Genomic DNA, 24,999 nt, shown 5'->3' on the forward strand with positions numbered 1-24,999 from the left:
ACGATAGCTACTATATTATAACACACAAGAAAAAGGAAAGGGTTTTACTTTCCAAACAGCAAAGGTCTTAGTCTAAATATTCGTTAAAATAACTACCTTTCAGCAAGTGTAAAATTTTTTTGCAAAAACAACGCGACACATTTCATAAAGCGCAAATAAGCTACTTGCTCAGTAAGCAAGTAGCCTATAGTTTGTCTCACAGTACGTTATGCATCTTTTCATGTACCAACAACAACAGGTCCCATACCTCGCGGCACGACGACTGCTTCACGCATTTTTGCGCCTAGTGCTTCCGCAATGTAATTTGCTGCTACTGTTGGATCTAAATCACCGCACGTATACACATCAATGCTAGCATAGCCATGCTCTGGAAAACTGTGTATCGTCAAATGTGATTCAGAAATAATTACTACTCCGCTTACTCCATGTGGTGCAAATTTATGAAAAGTTACTTCACGGACTTCTGCTCCTGATCGTAAAGCAGCATCGACAAAAGTTTGTTCAATAAATTGAACATTGTTTAACTTCTCTAAATCGCAATCCCAAAGTTCAGCAATAACATGACGCCCCATCGTTCTCATGGTTCGCTTCCCCCTTTGACATAATATTTGATAATGTGCAAAGTTGACTACCACGGGGGAAAGTTAGTCCAAAGAGGTCCTAACCCTTTAAGTAGTCATGTGTTACCAATAAATTACACCTCAACTAACTTTAGTCTAGATTTGCTCGAGCTGTCCTGTTATAACACGTGCTAGCTGTTCACTGCTCCGCATTATGCAGACCTCATCTTAAAATCTGTGACATCCATTGGTGACACGTTTATTATTCGGTATGCGTACCAAATGATAATCGTGCATACACATGTGTGATTATAAGATGTTTTCATTGTAGTTGCAAGTGTAAAAATAGGGACTACTAGAAAAGTCAAATTTATATCAGAATTTTCTGTAGTCCCTTTATTATATTATGCGTTGACAGTCGCTAATGCATTGGCAACTTTTTTTGTTAAATCTACGACGCGCGCTGAGTAACCCCACTCGTTATCGTACCAAGCAAGCACTTTCACTTTGCGGTCACCCATTACCATCGTCGTTAAACCATCTACCGTTGACGAATATGTTGTTGTATTGTAATCAGACGATACTAACGGCTCCATTGAAATATTTAAAATACCTTGCATAGAGCCCTCTGCTGCAGCTTTAAATGCCGCATTTACCTCTTCGACAGTTACGTCTTTTTGTAAATCCACAACTAAGTCTACTAAAGATACGTTCGGTGTTGGTACACGTAAAGCCATGCCGTGTAATTTCCCCTTTAATTCAGGTAATACAAGCGCTAGTGCCTTCGCAGCCCCTGTAGATGTTGGGATAATTGAAGAACCACAATTACGTGCGCGACGTAAATCCTTATGTGGATTGTCTAAGTTATTTTGATCATTTGTATAGGCATGCACTGTCGTCATTAAACCATTTTCAATGCCAAACGTATCATTTAATACTTTTGCTACTGGTGCTAGACAGTTTGTTGTACAAGAAGCATTTGAAATTACATCGTGCTTTTCAATGTCTAATAATTCGTCATTCACACCTAATACAACTGTAATGTCCTCATTTTTACCTGGCGCTGTTAAAATTACTTTTTTCGCACCTGCTTCTAAATGCATAGCCGCTTTATCGCGGTCATTAAATTTACCTGTCGCTTCAATGACGATATCTACCCCCATTGCTTTCCAAGGTAATAATTTCGGATCACGCTCTGAAACAATTGCGACACGTTTGCCATTAACAATTAATGCGTCTTCCGCTGTTTCAACAGTACCTTCGAATGGACCATGATTTGTGTCATACTTAATTAAATGAGCTAATGTTTCGGCTGGATAGCTAGCATTAATAGCAACTAAATTTAACTCCTCTTGCACGATAGCTTGACGGAATACCATGCGTCCGATACGACCAAATCCGTTAATTGCGATAGAAACTGACATATAAAAAAGCCTCCTGTAAATAGGTTATCATGTTATTTATTATTCTCGCTAATTAGTATAACACATTATTCGAAAAGGTGAACATATTTTATGTCGTTTTTAAAAGTCGTTATTTTCTGATAAATTATACAGCTAAAATAACGAGTAAAAATTCGAGTAAAACGCTTTCAAAGCAATATTTTCTCGTTTTTTCATTATATTTAGTATAACCTATTTCAAAAAATCTTTCGAAAAAATTTCACAAATTTATAAAGCTGAAAAAAATCCGTTAAGTAGCTCTTTTTTGCGATGCAATAAAGAATAAACTTTCACTCTGAAGAAAATCCGCTAGACTTAGTGTTCCTCCCGTTTTTTAAAACCTTCTTAATGAATAAATTCTGAGCGTCCAAAAAGCCGGCTATGCACGGCTTTTTGGACGCTTCCATTCATTGTTTTTATTGAAATGTATCGAATAAATGCGTTCTTTCTCAGGCTAAAAAGACGCCCTTGCCTTCCTTATATAACTGTCCAATGCTGCAATATTTTCTTTAGCTGCTCAGCAGTGGATTGCTTTGTTGTATTATTGTAGATTACTGCATCTGCTCCTTGCTCTTTTACAGACATCGGCAATTGAGAAGCAATGCGTGCACGCGCCTCACTTTCAGATAGCTGGTTGCGTTCCATTAAGCGCTGAAGCTGAATTTCCTCTGTAACAGATACAACTAAAATTTTATCGACAAAATGCTGTAGCTTGCTTTCAAATAGCAATGGAATATCCATTACAACATGCTCTGCTCCACCGAGTAACAGCTCATCACGTTGACGTAGCATTTCCGCGCGAATCGCAGGATGAATAATATCATTTAGGACTTTGCGTTGTGCAGGCTCATGAAAAATAATGGAGCCTACCTTTTCACGATCCATCGTACCATCTTCCTTAATAACCTCCTGCCCAAAAGCAGCAGCAATTTGTTGCAATGTTTCAGAGTGTGGCTCTACTACCTGTCTTGCGACTAAATCAGCATCAACAATCGGCAGTTGATATTCTTTTAGCATTTGCGCAACCGTGCTTTTACCACTTGCAATGCTTCCTGTTAATCCTATAATCATACAAATTCCCCTTTGTTTCTTAGTATCCACTTCGGCACAATCTTTATGTAAACTAATTCTCCCACTAACTCTACAATCGTTTGCGTTACAATAATTGCTGCGGCAATTGTTGCCCATGCATCAGGTAGAGCAAATGCTAATGGGAGAACAACAAGTGAATTTCTTGTGCCCATACTAAAAATCAATGCTCTGCCTGCTCTTACCTCTAGCTTAAAGACAAAAATAAGACCTCTAGCAACAATCGGTGTGACAATTAAAAATAAAATATAAATAGGAATGACATCTAGTATGATGCCAAAATCGCGATACACTTTAGCGATTTGCGATGCAACAACAGCGATTAACACAAATGCCATAAACGGGACAGGGAGCCATGCTGCTGATGCTAGCACTCTTGCTCCAAATGATTGATTTTTAGCCCAAAGCTGCGTTGCAACTGCTAGCATAAAAGGCACAGCAATCAACAATACAAACGCCCCTAAAAAAGGCTGTATTTGAACAATACCCACCATCTCTTCTCCTATAAATAGCCATAAATAGAGTGGTAGCAATAGTAGCTGTACGACAAATAAAATCGGTGTAGCGGCTAATATTAATTTCTCATTGCCCTTGCCTAATTGCGTAAAAACAATAACGTAATCAATGCATGGCGTTAGGAGCACTAAGCAAACACCTAATAAAATAGGCGTAGGCTGTGGAAATAGCATAATTAATAGCCAAACGATAACTGGCACAACGACAAAATTGCCTAGTAATAATACGACTATAAATTTGCGATTAGAAAGTGCTTTCTTTAGCTTTAAAAACGGAATTTGCGAAAACATACCATACATTAAAATAGCAATAAGCGGTGAAATGGCGAAAGCAAAATATGCTCCAAAACGCTCACTTGAAAGACCTATGAGTGCCCCTACTATAAGAGAAATAACATATATCCAAATTTGTTGATTTTCTAGCTTCTCTCTATAATGTCCCATCTTTCTCTCCCTTATGCTATGTTTGGCAGCTAGGACAATATGTCGATGTGCGTCCCGCAATGACAACTGATTTTGTTGCTGATTGACATAGTGGACATTGCTTATGACTATACATTTTCAGACGATTTTGCATCGAGCCTGCTCCACCGTTTACCGTTCGATAGTCTGAAATCGTCGAGCCCCCATTTTCAATGCTTTCTTTTAATACATGGACAATCGCATGAAATAGCTCAATTTTCTTTGCCTTTGAAATAGCCTTCACTTTTTTCGTTGGTCTTATTTTTGTTGCAAACAGTGCTTCTGTCGCATAAATATTGCCACAGCCAGAAATGACTTGGCCATCCATAATCACTTCCTTCACTGTTTTATTTTCATATTTCGCTTTCGCACACTGCATAAGGAAAAATTCACATGCTTCTTCATCAAAGGGCTCAGGCGCCATCTTTGTTAATGGTGCGTGCTCATCAATTGTGCGTAAAAAACGCAGCTCACCAAAGCGACGTATATCACTATAAATGAGCAGCTCACCACCCGCTAAAGTAAATGTTGCATGAATATGCTTGCGGAATTTTTCCTCTGCTATTTCTGCCACATTTTGCACGACAAACCATGCGCCCGTCATCCCTAAATGGTTGACGAGCACAAATGGCTCTTGTTCCTTTTGTAGATGAATAAAAATATATTTTGCACGACGCTCAATCTTTGTAACAGCCATTTGCTGTACGCTCGCTTCAAAATGATGGAGCGCGCTGCCTTTAACAATTGTTTGTTTCCCAGCAGCGTGAGATGTATAAACCGTCTCCGATAAAGTAACAGATTGAATTGTTTTACCTTCTACTAACGGCTTTAAATCTTTAACAACTCCTTCGACCTCTGGTAACTCCGGCACAAAAATCACTCCTTACTTCGCATCATACCATGACTGACCATGCGAATAATCAACCTTTAGTGGTACGGCTAATTTAATAGCAGATTCCATCACCTCTGGTACAATGCGCTCTAAAATTTCTATTTCCTCAGCGGGTGCTTCAAAAATTAATTCATCATGTACTTGTAATAGAAGCTTTGCCTGCAAGCCTTCCTTCTGCAAGCGAGCATCCATATCAATCATCGCCTTCTTAATAATATCAGCGGCGCTTCCTTGAATCGGCGTATTCATCGCTGTGCGCTCAGCAAAACTACGCAAGTTGAAGTTTGAGCTGTTAATTTCCGGTAAATAACGGCGACGATTTAAAATTGTTGTGACAAAGCCATCTCGTTTAGCATCTGCCACGATGCTTTCCATATAATCTTTTACACCGGGGAAGCTTTGTAAATAGTTCTCAATAAACTCAGCTGCTTTTTTACGCGGTATGTCTAAGTTTTGCGATAAGCCATAATCACTAATACCGTAAATAATTCCGAAGTTTACTGCCTTCGCTGTACGTCGCATATTTGCTGTGACCTCGTCGGGATTTGTTACACCAAAAACATCCATTGCAGTACGTGTATGAACATCCATCCCTTCCTTGAATGCCTCTACTAGTGTAGCGTCCTGACACATATGTGCTAATACGCGTAATTCGATTTGTGAATAATCAGCTGCAAATAGCACCCAACCTTCCTTTGATGGCACAAATGCTTGGCGAATTTTACGCCCTTCCTCTAAACGAATTGGAATGTTTTGTAGGTTCGGGTCTGTCGAGCTTAAACGTCCCGTTGCTGTCAATGCTTGCTGGAAGCGCGTATGCACTTTTCCATCCTCTTCGTGTATCTCTTTTGTCAATCCTTCAATATATGTCGATTGCAACTTCGCTAATTGGCGATAATCTAAAATATGCTTCACAATATCATGCTCTGATTGGAGCTTCTCAAGCACGTCCGCGGCTGTGGAGTAGCCTGTTTTTGTCTTTTTCAATACAGGCAGTCCTAGCTTATCAAATAAAATAACACCTAATTGCTTCGGTGAATTAATATTAAATTCCTCACCTGCAAGCTCATAAATCGTTTGCTCAATAATGGCAAGCTTTTTCTGTAATGCCTCGCCCATTTGATTTAATGTTTCTACGTTCACAGAAATTCCTGTGATTTCCATCGTGCCTAAAATTTCAGCAAGCGGCAATTCTAATTCATGGTATAAGTCGTATTGTTCATTATCCTGTAGCTTTTTTTCTACAACAGGCTGTAAATGCCATAAGGCAATCGCTTTTCGACTAATATGGTCTGCTAGTATATCCTCAGCAGGTACAGTCCATTTTGCCCCTTTTCCATAGACGACCTCATTGGCTTGTACATTTGTATAGCCAAATTCCTTTGCCAATGTTGCTACATCATCACCGGAAATAGCTGGGTTGACAATATACGATGCAAGCAGTAAGTCAAAGGCAACACCCGCAAGCTGTATTTGATGACGTGCTAAAATTGCCTGTGTCGCTTTACTATCTACAATATACTTTTTCTTCGTCGCATCTTCTAGCCAAGCTTTAAAAACATCGCTTTTTAATGCCACCTCCACGGGAATGTACATAGCGCCTGCACCATTTGTTATAGCAATCCCAAGCATATTACAGCTATGGTAATGTTCGTTCTCCAACTCAATATGGAGTGCCATCGCATCTGTTAACATGGCAGGCGTCACTTCAGCCACAATGTTTAGCTGAATCTCCTCCTGCTCCTGTGCAGTGCTCTGCATATCGCTTTTTTCAATTAATGATTTAAACCCTAGCTCCTGCCAAACGGCAAGTAAAGCATCCTCATTCGGACCAGCATAAGCTAAATCACCCAGCGTCACCTCAATTGGAGCCTCCGTAAAAATCGTGGCAAGCTTCTTCGATAAATGCGCACTTTCCTCATTTTCCACAAGCTTTTCTTTCATTTTCGAAGCCTTCATCGCATCAATCGCTTCATATAATGCTTCAATAGTGCCGTATTCCTTTAAAAGCTTAATTGCCGTTTTTTCTCCGACACCAGGAACGCCTGGGATATTGTCAGATGCATCCCCCATCAGCCCCTTCATATCGATGATTTGTACAGGTGTTAGCCCGTATTTTTCCTCGATATGTGCCGGCGTATATTTTTCAATATCTGTAATTCCTTTACGCGTAATATAAACGGTTACATTATCCGTTGCAAGCTGTGTTAAATCTTTATCACCGGACACGATAATGACTTCGCTGCCCTTTTCTTCCGCCTGCTTCGCTAATGTGCCAATAATATCGTCTGCCTCATATAAATCAAGCTCATAGCGCCTAATATTGTATGCATCAATCAGCTTACGAATATAAGGGAATTGCTCCGATAGCTCTGGTGGCGTTTTTTGGCGACCACCTTTATATTCTCCGTATGATTCATGGCGGAACGTCGTTTTCCCTGCATCAAATGCTACTAGCATTTGCGTCGGCTGCTCCTCCTCCACAATTTTTTGTAGCATCATTGTAAAACCATATGAAGCATTCGTATGAATTCCGCTGTCATTTGTTAATGGTGGCAATGCAAAAAATGCACGATATGCTAAACTGTTACCATCAAGTAATAATAATTTTTCTTTCGCCATTATTGTACGCTCCTCTTCAAGTACATCTTTGTTTCCGTTTTTTAAACTAACTATTAGAAATAACGCAAATAGCTAGCAAAGGTAAAAACATGCGTTCGAACTATTCTCCTCTTAACTTTAGCGTGAATCCAAGTTTTTTTCCACCAAAAAAGGTGCTCCTACAAAACTTTCCTAAAAAGTTTCGTAAGAAGCACCTAGATTAATCATTTATTTTTCACCTTATATTGCCACGAGGCACTTTCATTATTTTTATAGAAGATTTCTTCAAAAATAACTGTCAGTAAAAAGGCGTTTAAAAAGCTAATTACTAAGTACAGCGGCATCCCACCAAGATGATAAGGCATGGCACCTCTCATAAATACTTCCACAAAACCAATTTGTGTGAAATAAAAAATCATCCCAATACCGACCTGCCAAATGGGACGCTTGTCTTTACGCTTCTCATACCAAAACACCTTTTTAAAAGCATATCGAACATCTTCCGCAATGATGGCTCCAAGTATAAACATAATTAAAAACAATATAGGTATATGAAAAAGGCTTATTTTCATCCATTCAAAAGAACTTGATTGAAAAAGCGCGGTCACAGACGTTGCAATAATAAATGCTACTAGCAAATTTTGAATTCGCTTGCTCATCCTATCCACCTCTCTATCAACTTGCATACCTATTATAACAAGAAATAGAGAATTGAAAAGAAATTTCTTTCTCCTCTCACACCAAAATTATCCTAAATAAACAAGCCATAGCAAGGGGTTGTCTGAAACGTCATCTAGAGATGACCTCTTCGCGACAGGTAACCGCAGGAGCATTTTTTTCTGCGACGAGTAACCGCAGGAGCATATGTGTTTTGTGTCGAAAACGAAGCGACAGGTACAAACATTTTTAGCAAATATTTAATATAGAAGCAATGTCTATCCGAAAAGATATACACTTTTCGAGCAACCTCAATTATAAACAGCCATCATTTTAATATACCATAAACGAAACGTCCGAAAAGCAGTGTCTCGCACACTTTTCGGACGTCCCTCTAACTATATTTTAAAACGCTCAATTTGACCTTTTAAGTTGCCAATCATTTCATTTAACTCGGTAGCAATGCTTAACATTTCTTCACTAGTAGCTGTTTGCTCCTCCATTGAGGCCGCAATGCTTTGTGAATGCTCACTTGATGCTTCAATGGATTCAACTGTTTGATTCGTTGTAACAAGCACTTGGTTGGAGCTTGCAGCCATTTCTTGAATCGTAGCTGTTACTTGTTGAATTTCGCTATTCATTTCGCTTACTAATGCTGAAATCGCCTCAAATGTGTCACCAGCAGAATGAATGACTGCATTTTCATGCTCGATTTGTGCCACAACATTTGTAATTGCCGTAACAGACTCATCCGAATCTTTTTGCATCCCTTGAATTAATGTAGTAATATTACTTGCTGACTGTGCGGACTGCTCAGCAAGTGAACGTATTTCATCGGCTACAACCGCAAAGCCTTTGCCATATTCCCCAGCTCTCGCGGCTTCAATTGCTGCATTTAACGCTAATAAATTTATTTGGTCAGAAATACCCGAAATAATTTTTGTAATCTGACTTACTTCTGTTGAACGAGCATTCATCTGCTCTGTAATTTTCAATGACGTTTTCGCTGTCTCATGAATATTTGTAATTCCTTTTACCGAGCTTTGAACTGCCTCATTCCCTTGCTGTGCAATCGTTGTAGCATGCAAAGCCTCATCCGATATTTGTGAAGTCATATCAGATATGTAAGAGATTTGTGTAACCATCTGCTCAATTGCCTCACGATTTTGCACCGCACCATCAACAATCACTTCACTACTAGAGGCAATTTCTTGAACGGCTCCAGCCACTTGCGTCGAAGCAACTGTTAGCTGTTCCACACTTTCCCTTAATGTTGAGGAGCTTTGGTCTACATGTGTTGACGTAATATTTACATGTTGAATCGTTTCTCGAAGCTGAGCTTGCATATCATGGAAGCTTTGCGCTAAATGTCGTACTTCCTTATCCCCTTCCACAATCACTTGCTGCTGTAAATCACCTTTTGCAACAATTTCAGTATGGGCTACTAAGCGTTCCATTGGGCGTGTAATATTGCGTGCGATAAATAATGCTAACGCTACACCTAAGGAAATGAACACAATTGAAATAATAATAATAATCGTTACAATTGTATTTTTTAGTTCACTCACAAAATCAGCATCAGCATCTAGACCAAGCACCGAATCTGTGCCTGCAATTTGTAAAAATGTAGATTTATGCGCCCCGTAATCATCTTTATAAATCGGACTTACAACAATATCAGTTGTCGTCATCGCCTTCTTTTGATCCTCAGAAAAATCTAAAGGTGTCAAATATTCGCCATCATCACTTAGCACTAAAATGACTTCTTGTCCATCAACTTTACTCATAATATAAACGTGTTCTAATTCCGCTTGATGTTTAAGGTCTGTTGAAATTGTTAAAAGCTTTTCAAATTCATTGCGATCTGTTTTGGCAGCATTAATCGTATTTGCATCTATTAATCCTTCAAACTGCTCCATTTTTAATGTTAAATTTTGCTCATATGTTGGTAGAATTTGCTCGTTAATTAAATTGGTCGCCACCATATAACAAAACATGCCAAAAACAAAAATCAAAATGCTAATTGGTAAAATAATACTTAACAATATTTTCGTTTTAACCGAATACGTTTTTTTGCCCATGTCTAGCCTGCTCCTTCTAGTTTTGAGAACCACTTAAAGAAAGTGTCTCATTCTTTGTTGTAATAAATGACATAAAATCTAATGATAATATATGTTCATTTTGACTAAATGAATCACTGGCAAAAAAGATAACTGCAAAGGTTGTCCCACTATCTTGAGGTAATACACGGTACTCTAATAAATGCTCAAATTGTTGTTTAAGCTCCTCATGATGAATACAGTCAATATCTTCAAACGTTAGTTGACTATCGAACTCTGCACAAGTAAAGCTGTAAATTCGGTCATCCATCTTTGCTATTTTTTGTGACCAATCCGGTTCCCACTGATTAAAAACATATTCGTACGGATTAATATCATAAGCATATGTACCAAGCTCTGTCGTTCCGATACCTGCAAAGCGTAAAGGGTTTACCTCAATTGGAATTAAAACACCTTTATCATCAATGCGAAGCTCGATATGAAATGGATAATTACGCATTTCAAGCGATGCGCCTAGCTCGGCTAAATATTTTTCAACAACTGATAAATACTGTATTATCACTTGCTTACTCGTATAATAAATACGGTCACTCATATCTTCTGCGTCGCGGAACATACGAGCGAATAAATTTAAAATAACCGGCTTACCCTCCGCATTAAAATAAGCATCCACGGCTAACTCTTGTCCTTCAATATATGTTTCCAAAATGAATGTTTGGAAATTTAAAATATCCTGTGAATAAGAAGATGAAAGACCATTATTTTCTACTAATTGCTCAACAGCTTCAGTAAACTGCTGTGCATTCTTAATTTTCTGTACACCGACACTCGAATAACCGATTGCTGGTTTTAAAATAATTGGATAAGGTATGCTGTTACTGTCCATCATGCTTAATTCCTGCAATGTGCTTTCCTTGAAATAAAAGTTTGGGAAGCTCGCTGCTAAATATTGTCGAAATGCAACTTTGTTTTTAAATAAATTCGACCATTTTGTAACATTTAATTGTGAATAATGGTCTGTTAATACTTTAATAGCATTTTCCGAATTCATAATAATAAGCTGCTCTTCCTGTAATTCCAATGTACCTGCCTGCGATTTATTTATGAATCGCTTATTAACGATATCGTACATTGGGATTTCAGTACGCATTAATGCATCTTGCAGCATTGGAGATATATAATTAGTGTCTAAAAAAATCACTATTTTCCCACCTTTCTGAGTCTTTAGTACTTTCAAAATTTTCTTTAATCTCATACATTTCGCATTAATTTATTTTAAAAAAGATGCGACAAAACAACTAACCGTAGTACATTATACTACAATATATTTCAATTGCTACATTTTTCCCTAAAATCCTATTATTTTTTTACAAACTGCCGTAAACATGGGAAAAGAGCTAGCAGGAAAATAAATGCGCCAGCACTTTTGTGTGAGGATTTGAAAATAACTGAGGGACGTACGTTTAGCCTAGACACTGTTTAAATGCCAAAACTTCTATTTTCTTATTCTTTAAAACAAAAAAGTGAACAATTAGTGACAATGAAATATGCCAACTAATTGTTCACTTGCTATCAACAGTCTGAGAGGAACGAAACTTTATTCTTTACTCTAAGTAACCAGAAAGTACTCTTGCATACGGAGAGTCTGATGGTAAAATAATGACTGTATCATCACCAATGGTTTTTTTATACGATTCCAATGTTCGATATAAAGAATAAAAATCAGGGTCTTGTGAAAATGCCTTGTTATAAATTTTCGCAGCCTCTGCCTCGCCTTCTGCAATTGTCACTGCCGCTTCTCTGTTTGCCTTTGCTAACTTCATTTGCACATCTTGGTCTGTTTCAGCTTCTATTCTTCTTTTTTCAGCATCACCTTGTGATAAATAAGTTTGTGCCGTTTTTTCACGCTCTGAAATCATACGTGTAAAAATAGCCTGCTCATTTTCTGGTGGTAAATCTGTACGTCTAATGCGCACATCTAAAACTTCAATACCATAGTTGTCATTCGCCAATAGCTCATTTACTTTTAACGTGACATTATTATTTATATCACCGCGCGATGAATCAGCATCATTAATAATTTGTTCATAATCAAGCTTACCAAGCTCTGTACGAAGAACAGAATAAATAAATTCACTCATACGACGCTCAGCATTAGGTAATGTCCCTGCGTTAGAAATAAGTTCCTTAGGGTCAACTACGCGCCAAACAGCATAATTATCAATAATAATTCGCTTCTTATCTTTTGTATTAATTTCTTCCTGCATCATGTCATATGTCATTAGGTTTTTTGGTAATGTCGTCACACTTTGAATAAAAGGTATTTTCATATGCAAGCCCGGTTCGCGCTCAAATTTTACGACTTCACCAAATTGGCGTACTACTTTATATTCGTTTTCTTTGACGATATAAAGATTGGCAAAAGCGATAATTGCGATGGCAAAAATAGCTGTTACTATCAATGCGCTAGTAGCCCATTTGCGCATATTTTTCGGTTGCTTTTCCTTTTTAACCGTCTGTGCTTCAGAATCTACTACTTCTACCACTTTAGCCTTCTTTTTATTTTTATCTGTAAATAACTTTCTTAAAAACTTTTCTAAATCCCCGTCGAAATTGTTGTTACTCATTGACTACCGCTCCCTTCCTCTTTCGGCTTTGCTGTAGTTGTTTGTTGAATAGGCAAGTATTTCAACGTATTGCCTTCATTGTCGTTCATAATATAAATTTGAGCATGTGGTAATACCATTTCTAATGTTTCTAATACAAGACGCTCACGTGTAATTGCTTGATTTCCTTTATACTCGTTATAAAGCTGATTAAATACGGCAACATCACCAACTGCTTGCTCAATACGCGCAACCCTTTGCCCTTCTGCCTTCGATTTAATCGCAGCAATCTCCCCTTCTACTTCACTTAAGCGTTGATTCTTATATTTATCCGCTTGGTTAATTTTTGTATTTCTCATCTCACGTGCATCCGTTACGGCTGTAAAGGCAGCACGTACTTCTTCATTTGGCAATTCAACATCCTGAAGCTTGACACCTAATACGCTAATACCAACATCATATTTTTCCATTAATGATGTTAGTAGCTCTCTTGTTCTTGACTCGATATCCGATTTACCATCTGTTAAAGCGGCATCAATTTTTGAGTTTCCAATAATTGAGCGAATTGCGCTTGATGTCGCACTATGTAGTAGCTCTTTTGGTTCTTGTGAGTTAAATAAATATTTTTTCGGGTCTGTTATTTTCCATTGTACGACTAAATCAGTTAAGACGAAAAATTCATCACCTGTAATCATTTTTGTTTCTGAAGGGTATACGTCAATATCCCCTTGCGAACGCTCTTTGTAGCCGAATTCTAAACTAAATGTTTCCTTCGATAATACTTCAACTTTTTGTATTGGCCACGGCAGTTTAAAATGTAAACCAGACTCCGTTATTGTTTCTCCCGACTTTCCAAAAGTGATAACAACTGCTTGTTCAGATTCATCCACTGTATACCATGTTGTTAAAGCTGCAACAACACCAAATAGTAGCAATAACCCTAAAGCAATGGCTATTAATGTACGCTTTGTACTCATATATGTTCCTCCCTTTATTTTGCTATAACTTTTTTACGGTGTAACCCGCAAAAAAGTTTCACAATAATTTTGATTTCTTTTTACAATTGAAAAAAGCGTCCGGAAATTTCCAGACGCCTTCCTTAATTATTTAGTTTGAAATAGGGGTTTCTTATAACTTATTATATAAGCATTTTTTTAATTTTTTATAAAGTCTGTGTAAAGATTTTGTTAAGATGATGGTGCAAGAGGTATGTGTATTGAAATTTTTGTGCCTTTTCCTACTTCACTCGTCACAACAATTTTTCCATGATGCGCCTCTACTAGATGCTTTACAATTGCAAGACCTAAGCCTGTGCCGCCAGAATTACGGCTACGTGCGCGATCGATTCGATAGAAACGCTCAAAGACACGCGCGATTTCTTGTTTTTCAATCCCAATTCCCTGGTCCTCTACTTCTACAATTCCATATTCCTCGTTTTGCGTCATTTTTACAGTAATTGTTGTACTGTCTGGAGAGTACGTAACAGCGTTCGAAATTAAGTTTGTAAAAATTTGAATGAGGCGATTTTCATCCCCTAAAATTCGTACGTCTCTATCCATTTGCATATCAAACTGCATATTTTTTTCTTCTAAACGTGGACTCGTGACATCAACTACCCTTGCAATAACCTCCTGCAAGCTTGTAGGCGCAATATCTACAGAAAAACCATGCTGCTCAATTTTAGATAGCTCTAATAAATCGTTGATAAGCTCTTGTAAACGGTTGCTTTCTTTATAAATAATTTCTAAAAATGATAACAGCATATTTTCATCTTTATATGCACCGTCTAACAATGTTTCAGAAAAACCTTTAATTGAAGTAATCGGTGTCCGCAATTCATGTGAAACATTGGCAACGAAATCTCTTCGAATTTGCTCTAAACGAATTAGCTCGGTCACGTCATGCATGACTAAAACAACACCAAGCCAACGTCCATGCTCTCCTACAACAGGGGCCCCATAAACGAGCTTATACGTGATTTCTTGCTGCAGCTCCATTTCAAGCTGCTTTTGATATGGCTGCTCCGTTAAAAAAACATGGTCGATAAATACTTCTAAATTTTCAGGCAATCCAACTGTTAAAAAATTTTTACCTTGCACCTGCTCGGACGTTAAGCCAAAGCGATGAAGAAATTGCTTATTAACAATTGATATATAGCCTTCTCGATCAATCATCATCAATGCGCTACCCATATTTTCAATAAGCGTTTTCAAGCGTTCTTCTTCTATTTCTCGTATTTTTGTAATATCCTGCAAATTGCGCGCTAGTACATTGATTGAATTGCGAAGCTCTATAATTGTTTTCGGCCCATTCGCAAAAGCACGGGCATAATAATTACCGACTGCCAGCTCCTGTGCTGTACGTGTAACAGCCTCTATAGGTTCTACAAAATTACTAACCATTCGATAGGATACTAAGCCAATTACTGCAATCGCTACTAAAAATAAAATAACAAGTACTAACATGAGGCGAACACGTGTATAGCTAAAATACTCTTCATCCGCACTCACATCATATGCCTGCAATAATTTTTCCTGCTGTAGAGAGGTCAGTTCAATATTTTCCTGCTGAATAAACTCTACAACATTTTCCTGCACTACCTCGGTTTGTACTTGCACATAGTCCTCTAAGTAAAAAGGAAAAAGCTGACCTATAACAAGTTCTAGGACAGCAAAAATTGCCGTTACAAGTAAAATAAATGAGAAAAAGAGTCGGCCGCTCATTGATTTATTCATTTTCTCGGCTCCTCAAATTTATAGCCTAATCCACGTATCGTTTTAATAAATATTGGCTTACGACTATTTTCTTCAATTTTATCGCGTAAATGGCTAATATGGACGTCCACAATACGCGTATCACCAGCAAAATCATAATTCCATACAGAGCTAAGTAGCTGATCGCGCGTTAGTACACGGTTTTTATTTTCTAATAAATAAACAAGTAGCTCGAATTCCTTCGGTGTAAATTCAAGTGCCTCATCATTTAAAAAAGCTTCAAAGCGCTCTGGAAAGACCTTTAAACTACCATATTCATATGTTGTCTCCCCTGTTTTTATTTCCTCAGCTGACGCTGCAGGGGTGAAACGACGAAGTACCGCCTTAACACGTGCAATAACTTCACGCGGGCTAAAGGGTTTTGTCATATAGTCATCTGCACCAAGCTCTAAGCCTAAAACTTTATCAAACTCATCATCGCGTGCAGTTAACATAATAATTGGAATATTCATTCTTAAACTGCGCAATTCCTTGCACACTTCCATTCCATCCATTGTCGGTAGCATTAAATCGAGCAGCAGTAAATCTGGCGTTTTTTCAACAGCTAAATCAAGACCTTTTTTTCCGTCATGTGCAAGTAACACATTGAAACCCGCCTGCTCTAAATTATATTGTAATAGTGTCGCAATCGATAATTCATCTTCTACGACTAAAATTGTTTTTGTCATTTCCTTTGCCTCCATCATCGATTTGAAACCCCCATCTCAAATCTATTATATGCGAGGAGGAGATACTTTAAGCTTCCCTTCCAGCAAAAGCGCTTTTTCAATATTTGTTGCTTTGACAGCAATTAACACCTCATTATTTTCTTCATCAATATGCTCGATTTCCAAAACAAAGTCAACCGTTTCATAATGATAGGCAGGTGCTAAAAACTTTAACGTTTGCTCTAAAATATATGAGCCCGGACCTGGCATATGCTTAGAAATAGCGGAAGCGATAATACCATTTAACATAATTTGTGGAACAATTGGTTGTTTGAAAGAAGTGTTGGCGGCATAATCATGCTGAATAAATAATGGATTATTATCATTTGTTAAACCTAAGTATATTAATAAATCTTTATCATCCATTTTCTCAGTAATATGCAGCTTTTCACCAATTGTTAAAGTCGTTATAAATCTACCTTGCTTTCTATTCTTTTGTAGCAATTCGAAGCAACTCCTTCTTAGTGCAATCAAACGTGTGGATTAACCATTATTAAAAATAAAACTTTTGGAAAAACCCCGATTTTCATTACGAGTAATAAATAGCTTTGCAATATAAAATATCCTTAAAAACACGCAAACATATTCAATTTTACATAATCAATAAATATGTAATACGATACTTTTATAGTATCAACTTTTGGCGGAAAGTACAATGTTGTGCGATGTTTATACGAAAGAGTAAAAAAGTTTTTTGTTATTTTAATAAAAAATAAAAGAATCGCCTGAAAAGCAGTGCTTTGCATGCTTCTCAGACGCCACCATTTCCTTAATTATTTAAAACATCCATCACCGATTTTACTGCTTGTGCTGAATAATCTAACGCTGATTTTTCTCCTTCTGTTAACTCTAACTCAAAGATTTTTTCAACACCATTTGCTCCTAATAATGTCGGTACACCTAAACATAGATTCTCGTAACCATATTCACCTTCCAAATAAGCGATTGATGGTAGTACGCGTTTTTGATCTTTTAAAATAGCTTCTGCCATTTCCACCATCGCTGCCGCTGGTGCATAATAGGCAGAACCGTTACCAAGCAAGTTGACGATTTCCGCTCCACCGTTACGTGTACGGTTCACAATTTCCTCTAGACGTTCTGGTGCAATTAATGACTCAATTGGCACACCACCGACAAATGAATAGCGTGTTAACGGCACCATTGTATCACCGTGCCCTCCTAAAACTAACGCTGTTACGTCTTTTACAGACATATTCAATTCCTCTGCAATAAATGCTCTGAAACGGGCTGTGTCCAGTACACCTGATTGTCCAATAACACGATTTTTTGGGAAGCCTGTTGTTTTGTAGACCGTATATGTCATTGCATCAACAGGGTTTGTCAGTACAAGCACTGTTGCATTCGGTGAATACTTGGCAATTTGCTCCGATACGGAAACCATTACCTTTTCGTTTGTTTGTACTAAATCATCACGGCTCATACCCGGTTTGCGCGCTACCCCCGCTGTCACAATGACAATGTCTGAGTCTGCCGTATCTGCATAATCAGCCGTTCCTTTTACATAGGAATCATAGCCTTGAATTGGTGCTGCCTCCCACATATCTAACGCTTTGCCCTTTGTTGGATTTTCAGCTTGTGGAATATCAAGCAACACCACATCTCCAAGCTCTTTTTGTGCTGCTAGAAAAGCCGCTGTTGCTCCAGTGAAACCTCCGCCGATTACAGTTATTTTTTTACGTTTTAATGTCATCACTAATCCACTCCTATTAATGAAATGTTTTCCCTCTTTCATATTAACAAAAAATTGGTGTTTATATAAGTTAAACAAGTGGCAAAATTCGCAAAACAGGGCTGTCCAAAAAGCCGTGCGTAGCCGGCATTTTGAACAGTAGCGATGATGTTTGACAAAATGTTGATTCCTATAAACAGAGAATGCATCTTTTAAATATGAGATGAGCATTGCCTTTAGCAATGTTTACCCTCAGTAAAAGTCGAGCGATAAAAAACTTTATTTCAACGCTACGCCAATACAAAATCGACTTTTCGCCACCCAAAAAGCGGAAATCTTGGGCAAATTCTTATTACACTCCCCCTACAAAGGTCACGATTCGCTCGCTAAACACCTCATTTCGCTCATTAACCATTGTAATTCGCTCATAAAAATCAAAAAATCACCCGAAAGCTAGCCACCGCAAGGCTATCGGAACTCCAAACTCCCCCATAGCTTCTCTTTCACTCACGAGAAACACCGCTAAACAAATGTTTACCACCCTTTCAAAGAAAAGCACCTCTATTCACACCAGCAAACATTTTATAAAAACAACAACAAAAGCGTTCCAAACACCGGCTACCGCACGGTGTTTGGAACGCAAAACTCTTAAAGATTTTTGATTAATTCGTTAGCGAACTCAGAACATTTTACTTCTGTTGCACCATCCATTAAACGTGCAAAATCGTAAGTTACAACTTTAGATGAAATTGTTTTTTCTACAGATTTCGTTACTAAATCTGCAGCCTCTTGCCAACCTAAGTGCTCAAGCATTAATACGCCAGAAAGTAATACTGAAGAAGGGTTTACTTTATCTTGACCAGCATATTTTGGTGCTGTACCGTGAGTAGCCTCGAAGATTGCATGACCAGTTACGTAGTTAATGTTTGCACCTGGAGCAATTCCAATACCACCAACTTGTGCAGCTAATGCATCAGAAATGTAGTCACCGTTTAAGTTCATAGTAGCTACTACGTCAAACTCAGTTGGACGAGTTAAAATTTGTTGTAAGAAGATATCAGCAATAGAATCTTTTACGATGATTTTGCCTTCAGCAACAGCTTTTGCTTGTGCTTCATTCGCAGCGGCTTCGCCTTGCTCAGCTTTGATTGCATCGTATTGGTTCCATGTGAATACTTTATCAGCAAATTCTGTTTCTGCTAATTCATAACCCCAGTTTTTGAAACCACCTTCAGTGAATTTCATGATGTTACCTTTGTGTACTAATGTAACAGTTGGTTTGTTATGTTTAATTGCATACTCAATTGCAGCACGAACTAAACGCGCTGTACCTTCTTGAGAAACAGGCTTAATACCTAAACCAGAAGTTTCTGGGAAGCGAATTTTGTTCACACCTAATTCAGTTTGTAGGAAGTTTAATAATTTCTTTTGCTCGTCTGAACCAGCTTGGTATTCAATACCAGCGTAAATATCTTCCGTATTCTCACGGAAAATAACCATATCTACGTCTTCTGGACGCTTAACTGGAGAAGGCACACCATCAAAGTGACGTACTGGACGTAGACAAACGTATAAATCTAATTCTTGACGTAATGCTACGTTTAAAGAGCGAATACCGCCACCAATCGGTGTTGTTAAAGGTCCTTTAATTGCGATTAAGTATTCGTTAATTTTATCTAAAGTTTCTTTCGGTAACCATTCACCTGTTTGATTGAATGCTTTTTCACCCGCAAGAACTTCTAACCATTCAATTTTCTTTTCGCCATTGTATGCTTTTTCTACAGCTGCATCGATTACACGAGAAGCCGCTGCCCAAATATCTGGACCGATACCGTCACCCTCGATGAAAGGAATTACTGGGTTGTTTGGTACGTTTAACACACCATTTTCTACTACAATTTTACCGTTAGTCATGAATATTTGCCTCCTATATTCGAAAATCTAGGACTGTGCATTTGCCCCAGTCCTAGATAAGTTTAGCATATTTTTTCAAAGCGTGCATTGGCAGTCGTAAAACTGCTATAACTAGCAACTTGTCCGAGTACTAAACACACATTTTTAACATACTTATGAAATAACCAATTACACTTTGACGTAATTGCGTCCAGATTTTCTTGAGCTTGCTCAAAACTTTCCCTTAAAAATCTATGACATCTATTGAAAGAAATTAACGTTCTTCAATTGGAACGTATTTTTGCATGCCTGGTCCTACATATTCTGCGCGTGGACGAATTAAACGGTTGTTTGCATATTGCTCTAAAATATGTGCAACCCAACCAGAAGTACGTGATACCGCAAAGATTGGTGTGAATAAGTCATGCTCAATACCTAATGAATCGTATACAGACGCAGAGAAGAAGTCAACGTTTGCTGGTAATTTCTTTTGCTCTACAATCATATCGTGAATTTTAACAGACATATCATATAATTCTGGTTTACCAGTTAATTTTGTTAACTTTTCAGACATTACACGTAAATGTGGTGCACGTGGGTCCCCTTTGCGGTATACGCGGTGACCAAAGCCCATGATTTTTTCTTTATTATCTAATTTATTTTGTACCCATGGCTCAACATTATCAATTGAACCGATTTCAGATAACATTTTCATTACTTGCTCGTTTGCTCCACCATGTAAAGGGCCTTTTAATGCGCCAATTGCAGCAGTTACACCTGAATATACGTCAGAAAGTGTTGCTACACATACACGCGCTGTGAATGTAGATGCGTTTAATTCGTGGTCAGCATGTAATACTAACGCTTTGTCGAATGCCTCTACTTCGATTTCTGCTGGCTCTTCACCTTTTAACATGTATAAGAAGTTAGCTGCATAGCTAAGACCAGCTTTTGGAGCAACTGGCTCTAAGCCTTTACGAATACGAGAGAATGCTGTTACTACAGTTGCAATTTTCGCCTGTAAACGGATTGCTTTGCGGTAGTTTGCTTCCGGATCCATTACATCTGCTTCCTCATCAAACACACCTAAAAGTGATACAGCCGTGCGCAATGCCGCCATTGGATGAACTGTGTTTAATGGGTATGTTTTAAACTGATCAAGAATAGCTTGTGGTACAGCCATATTATCTGCTAATTGTTGTTTTAATTCAGCAAGCTCGTCCGCTTTTGGTAAACGAGTATGCCATAATAAATAAACTACTTCTTCAAAGCTAGCATTGTCTGCTAAATCATCAATATTGTACCCTACATATGTAAGTGTATCATCAATAATTGAACTAATTTTAGACTCTGCTGCTACGATACCTTCTAAACCACGTGTTGCTGTCATAAATAATCGCTCCCTCATTTTTTGTTGACTGTGTTAGTGCTTCTATACACTAACTTTCATTAATGAACCTATAAGTAAATCGCTTACATGATTCATTATAATCAATTTTGACGGCTTTGTGAATGGAAAGTAACTATTTTAAGAAAAAAAGGTATTAGGAATGAAAAATAATCATTAAAGGAGAAAAAAATTACACCAATTATATTTCAATAAATTCTAGGCTAATTATTTTAAATATACTAGTGATATAGTGGAAGTCAGAATTTTCTATTTAATTAAGATGACATGGGTGTTGATAATTAAAAATACACAAATATGCCTAATATTTGTTCAATCAACGGTCTTGTTAAAATAATTTTTGATAAAATTATATTAAGAGGTGGAATAGTGCACAATGCTCATTTGAAGTTTTTAACAGTTGAAAGCATAATAAAATATCTCATTATTGCTAGTTATTTATTACTGTCATTTCTTCTATTACCAATTTCTCTTGCCCTGCTCTGCGCTTACTTGCTGTATCCAGTTGTCCAACTTTTTTATAAGAAATTTCACCTTCCGATTATCATTAGTATCACTTTAACGACAGTCTTATGTTTAGTCATTGTTTATCAAGTATCTGCTATTCTATTCCAAAGCTTATTAACACTCATTCCTTATTTTAAAATGCATTTAGATGCTTTTTCAGAACAATATGCTGATTTATTATTTTTCCCACTATTGCTTGAAAAATCATTTTCTTTTATTGATTCAATAATGATGACGCTCGTTAGCATTGCTCAGCATACTTTTGGCTATTTATTTGAATTTTTCATATTTCTTATTGTCTTTTATTTTTCCTTGTTCGAGTCAAGGAAAAATCGCTTATGGTTTTTTATTTATGTACCGAAAAAATATCGCACTGAGTGGCAGCATTACTTCAAACGCGCTCTTCATATTTTTTCTTATTTTTTATTCGTATCACTCCAACTTTTTATAATGACTTTCGTTTTATTAAGTGTTGGATTTTACTTGTTACGCTTTGAAAATCCGATTAGTAAAGCATTATTAATATCCTTTGCTGACGCATTACCGTTTTTCGGCATCGGCATTTTTCTTATTCCATTAATCATTTACTTTTTTATTATTGGACAAAAGTGGCTGTCTATTGCACTCATCGCACTCTACCTTTTCATTCAATTATCGAGGCAGCTTGTAGAATCCATCGTTTGGGCATCAACATTTCAATTGCGCATGGTGCATTCCTTCGTAATTAGTGCTGCCTCTATTTTATTATTCGGTGTATATGGTATTCTGCTCAGTCCGTTTTTCTTGCTAATTGCAGTAAAAATGCGCGAAAAATCTATTTTTGCTCGATAATAATTTGAGTGCTCTTCATTTTTTTTCGTACCCAATTAAAAATAAGCGGCTTCATTAAATTTCTCGAAAACGGCATCAGCAATACTAATCCGATAATATCTGTTAAAAAGCCCGGCAATAATAATAATACTCCGCTAATAAATAGTGCAAATGCCTCTACCATCGCTACGCCAGGTGGCTTTCCCTGCGCCATGCTCTGTTGAATTGACTGGAAGGAAGCAAGTCCTTTATTTTTCAAAATGAAAGCACCGATTGCACTTGTTGCGACAACTAATAGCAATGTTACAAAGACGCCAAGTAGCTTACCAACAATAATAAATGTCGCAATTTCTGCAAAGCTTAGCGCAATCAGCATAAGCAATAATTTTTGCATACGAGCACCTCCTACTTATATATTTAATACGAACTATTAATAAAAAAGTTTCATCAGTGCTTGCGTAAAAAAGACAAGGGCTGCTAGAAAGTCAGATGACAATCCGACTTCCTAAACAGCCCTTTTTTTATAAAACGCTTGCGTGTCCTTTATAAATAACACCCGTTTCAGCGTCCATCGTAATTTCTTGCCCTTGGCGAATCAATTCAAGTGCATCTTTTACGCCTACAATAACAGGAATTCCAAGGCTTAGACCTACAACTGCCGCATGGCTTGTTAAGCCGCCCTCCTCAGTAATAATACCCGCGCATTTTTCTATAGCAGGCATCATTTCGCGGTCTGTGCCAATTGTTACTAAAATGGCTCCCTCGGTATCATATGCTAATGCCTCTGCTGCATTACTCGCAACTACTGCTCTTCCTACTACGGATGCTTTACCAACACCTTGACCACGTGCAAGTAAGTCACCGATAACATGCACTTTCATTAAATTAGTTGTACCAGCTTCTCCAACAGGTACACCTGCTGTAATAACAACAACATCACCGTGGTCAACAAAGCCATGCTTTAATGATTCATCAACAGATAGCTCTAAAATTTCGTCTGTTGTTTTTACACGTTGACATAAAATTGGGTTTACACCCCATACCAATGTTAAAAGCTGTGCAGAATTTTTAGAGCCAGTCACCGCTACAATTGGTACACCTGGGCGGTATTTAGCAATCATTTTTGCAGTATTTCCACTTTCTGTTGGTGCTAACACTGCCTTTACGCCTAAATTAATTGACGTATAAGCTACCGCTTGCGAAATTGCCTCTGTCATATTTGCTTCTTTTTCACGACTGCGCATCGCAACAATTGAGCGATAATCTAATGATTGCTCTGTTCGCTCTGCAATTTTATTCATCGTTTGTACAGATTCCAATGGGTAAAGCCCCGCTGCTGTTTCACCAGAAAGCATGATAGCGTCTGTACCATCGATGATGGCATTAGCCACATCACTTGCCTCAGCACGCGTTGGACGTGGATTACGCTGCATAGAATCTAACATTTGTGTTGCCGTAATAACAGGCTTTGCTGCTTGATTACATTTTAAAATGAGCGATTTTTGTACTAACGGCACTTCCTCAGCAGGGATTTCAACACCTAAATCCCCACGTGCAACCATTAAACCGTCCGACACTTGGATAATTTCATCGATATTATCCACGCCCTCTTGGTTTTCAATTTTAGGGATAATTTGAATATGCCCGCCGTTATTTTGCTCTAGTAGCTCGCGAATTTCCAACACATCACTTGCTGTACGTACAAAGGACGCTGCAATAAAATCGATGCCTTGCTCAATACCGAATAAAATATCTTGTGCATCCTTTTCTGTAATACCTGGTAGCTTAATCGATACGCCCGGAACGTTAACACCTTTTTTATTTTTTAATACCCCTGCGTTTTCCACAATCGTATGGATTAAACCTTTTTCAGTATCTTTAGCTAATACACGTAGCTCAATCAAACCATCATCTAATAAAATAATATCATTTTGGTTTACATCATCGATTAATTCTGCATATGTAACAGAAAAGCTAGTTGCTGTTCCAACAACCTCTGTCATTGAAATATCGATTACTTGACCTGTCACTAAATGTAGCTCACCATTTTCCATCGTATGTGTACGAATTTCTGGTCCTTTTGTATCTAATAAAATTCCGATAGGCTTCCCTACATTTTCAGCCGCATCACGAATTGCCGCAATACGCACAGCATGTTCTTCATGCGTGCCATGTGAAAAGTTCAAGCGCGCAACGTTCATACCTGCTTCAATTAACTTTTCTAACATTTCTGGAGATTCACTTGCCGGTCCAATCGTACATACTATTTTTGTTTTTCTCATAAGTTCACTCTCTCCATTTATTTAATAATCACTTACACCTCGGC

Annotated in this window: 20 protein-coding genes; 1 reads left to right on the forward strand and 19 read right to left on the reverse strand. The window is 37.8% G+C overall.

The window, feature by feature from the left end:
• Positions 1–218: 218 nt before the first annotated feature.
• The 17 genes from speD to citZ form a co-directional block, all read right to left on the reverse strand.
• Positions 219–581: an adenosylmethionine decarboxylase gene (gene speD, locus C9J36_RS09755; protein WP_066162125.1), complete on the reverse strand. Its 363-nt coding sequence runs from the start codon at positions 579–581 to the stop codon at positions 219–221.
• Positions 582–964: 383 nt separating this feature from the next.
• Positions 965–1,984, reverse strand: a complete 1,020-nt coding sequence (locus C9J36_RS09760) for a glyceraldehyde-3-phosphate dehydrogenase (protein WP_066162122.1) — start codon at positions 1,982–1,984, stop codon at positions 965–967.
• 495 nt (positions 1,985–2,479) lie between these two features.
• Positions 2,480–3,073 (reverse strand): dephospho-CoA kinase, encoded by a 594-nt coding sequence (gene coaE / locus C9J36_RS09765; protein ID WP_107942958.1) that lies wholly within the window; start codon positions 3,071–3,073, stop codon positions 2,480–2,482.
• Entirely contained in the window at positions 3,070–4,050 is a 981-nt protein-coding gene (locus C9J36_RS09770) for an arsenic resistance protein (protein ID WP_107942959.1), read from the reverse strand. The genes coaE and C9J36_RS09770 overlap by 4 nt, the downstream gene beginning before the upstream one ends.
• A gap of 16 nt (positions 4,051–4,066) precedes the next feature.
• Positions 4,067–4,939, reverse strand: coding sequence for a bifunctional DNA-formamidopyrimidine glycosylase/DNA-(apurinic or apyrimidinic site) lyase (gene mutM / locus C9J36_RS09775; protein WP_066162114.1), 873 nt, complete (start codon positions 4,937–4,939; stop codon positions 4,067–4,069).
• A 12-nt stretch (positions 4,940–4,951) separates the two neighbouring features.
• Entirely contained in the window at positions 4,952–7,582 is a 2,631-nt protein-coding gene (polA, locus tag C9J36_RS09780; protein ID WP_107942960.1) for a DNA polymerase I, read from the reverse strand.
• A gap of 203 nt (positions 7,583–7,785) precedes the next feature.
• On the reverse strand, positions 7,786–8,220 hold the full coding sequence (locus tag C9J36_RS09785; protein WP_082798897.1) for a DNA polymerase I: 435 nt from the start codon (positions 8,218–8,220) through the stop codon (positions 7,786–7,788).
• A 396-nt stretch (positions 8,221–8,616) separates the two neighbouring features.
• Positions 8,617–10,299: a methyl-accepting chemotaxis protein gene (locus tag C9J36_RS09790; RefSeq protein WP_107942961.1), complete on the reverse strand. Its 1,683-nt coding sequence runs from the start codon at positions 10,297–10,299 to the stop codon at positions 8,617–8,619.
• A gap of 16 nt (positions 10,300–10,315) precedes the next feature.
• Positions 10,316–11,479: an ATP-grasp domain-containing protein gene (locus C9J36_RS09795; protein WP_161956399.1), complete on the reverse strand. Its 1,164-nt coding sequence runs from the start codon at positions 11,477–11,479 to the stop codon at positions 10,316–10,318.
• 403 nt (positions 11,480–11,882) lie between these two features.
• Positions 11,883–12,905 carry a protease modulator HflC gene (gene hflC / locus C9J36_RS09800; protein WP_107942963.1) on the reverse strand — a complete coding sequence of 341 codons (1,023 nt, stop codon included), beginning with the start codon at positions 12,903–12,905 and terminating at the stop codon, positions 11,883–11,885.
• Positions 12,902–13,861, reverse strand: coding sequence for an FtsH protease activity modulator HflK (gene hflK, locus C9J36_RS09805; RefSeq protein ID WP_066162101.1), 960 nt, complete (start codon positions 13,859–13,861; stop codon positions 12,902–12,904). Before hflK ends, hflC begins: the two co-directional genes overlap by 4 nt.
• A 210-nt stretch (positions 13,862–14,071) precedes the next feature.
• On the reverse strand, positions 14,072–15,619 hold the full coding sequence (gene pnpS, locus C9J36_RS09810) for a two-component system histidine kinase PnpS (protein WP_066162099.1): 1,548 nt from the start codon (positions 15,617–15,619) through the stop codon (positions 14,072–14,074).
• Positions 15,616–16,326 carry a response regulator transcription factor gene (locus tag C9J36_RS09815; RefSeq protein WP_066164324.1) on the reverse strand — a complete coding sequence of 237 codons (711 nt, stop codon included), beginning with the start codon at positions 16,324–16,326 and terminating at the stop codon, positions 15,616–15,618. Before C9J36_RS09815 ends, pnpS begins: the two co-directional genes overlap by 4 nt.
• 45 nt (positions 16,327–16,371) lie before the next feature.
• Complete coding sequence (locus tag C9J36_RS09820) at positions 16,372–16,809, reverse strand: MaoC/PaaZ C-terminal domain-containing protein (protein WP_066162096.1); 438 nt, start codon at positions 16,807–16,809, stop codon at positions 16,372–16,374.
• Between the two features lie 325 nt (positions 16,810–17,134).
• Positions 17,135–18,076 (reverse strand): malate dehydrogenase, encoded by a 942-nt coding sequence (mdh, locus tag C9J36_RS09825; RefSeq protein WP_107942964.1) that lies wholly within the window; start codon positions 18,074–18,076, stop codon positions 17,135–17,137.
• A gap of 627 nt (positions 18,077–18,703) precedes the next feature.
• Entirely contained in the window at positions 18,704–19,969 is a 1,266-nt protein-coding gene (gene icd, locus C9J36_RS09830; RefSeq protein ID WP_066162091.1) for an NADP-dependent isocitrate dehydrogenase, read from the reverse strand.
• 253 nt (positions 19,970–20,222) lie between these two features.
• Positions 20,223–21,338, reverse strand: coding sequence for a citrate synthase (citZ, locus tag C9J36_RS09835; protein WP_066162088.1), 1,116 nt, complete (start codon positions 21,336–21,338; stop codon positions 20,223–20,225).
• A gap of 387 nt (positions 21,339–21,725) precedes the next feature.
• Here citZ and C9J36_RS09840 point away from each other — a divergent pair, with 387 nt between their 5' ends.
• On the forward strand, positions 21,726–22,694 hold the full coding sequence (locus tag C9J36_RS09840; protein ID WP_235616032.1) for an AI-2E family transporter: 969 nt from the start codon (positions 21,726–21,728) through the stop codon (positions 22,692–22,694).
• Here the strand turns inward: C9J36_RS09840 and C9J36_RS09845 are convergent.
• Entirely contained in the window at positions 22,678–23,067 is a 390-nt protein-coding gene (locus C9J36_RS09845) for an FxsA family protein (protein WP_066162085.1), read from the reverse strand. The genes C9J36_RS09840 and C9J36_RS09845 overlap by 17 nt on opposite strands.
• Before the next feature lie 127 nt (positions 23,068–23,194).
• Positions 23,195–24,955: a pyruvate kinase gene (gene pyk, locus C9J36_RS09850; RefSeq protein ID WP_066162082.1), complete on the reverse strand. Its 1,761-nt coding sequence runs from the start codon at positions 24,953–24,955 to the stop codon at positions 23,195–23,197.
• Positions 24,956–24,999: the final 44 nt, after the last annotated feature.

The organism is Metasolibacillus fluoroglycofenilyticus, assembly GCF_003049645.1.
In the GTDB taxonomy this organism is placed as follows: domain Bacteria; phylum Bacillota; class Bacilli; order Bacillales_A; family Planococcaceae; genus Metasolibacillus; species Metasolibacillus fluoroglycofenilyticus.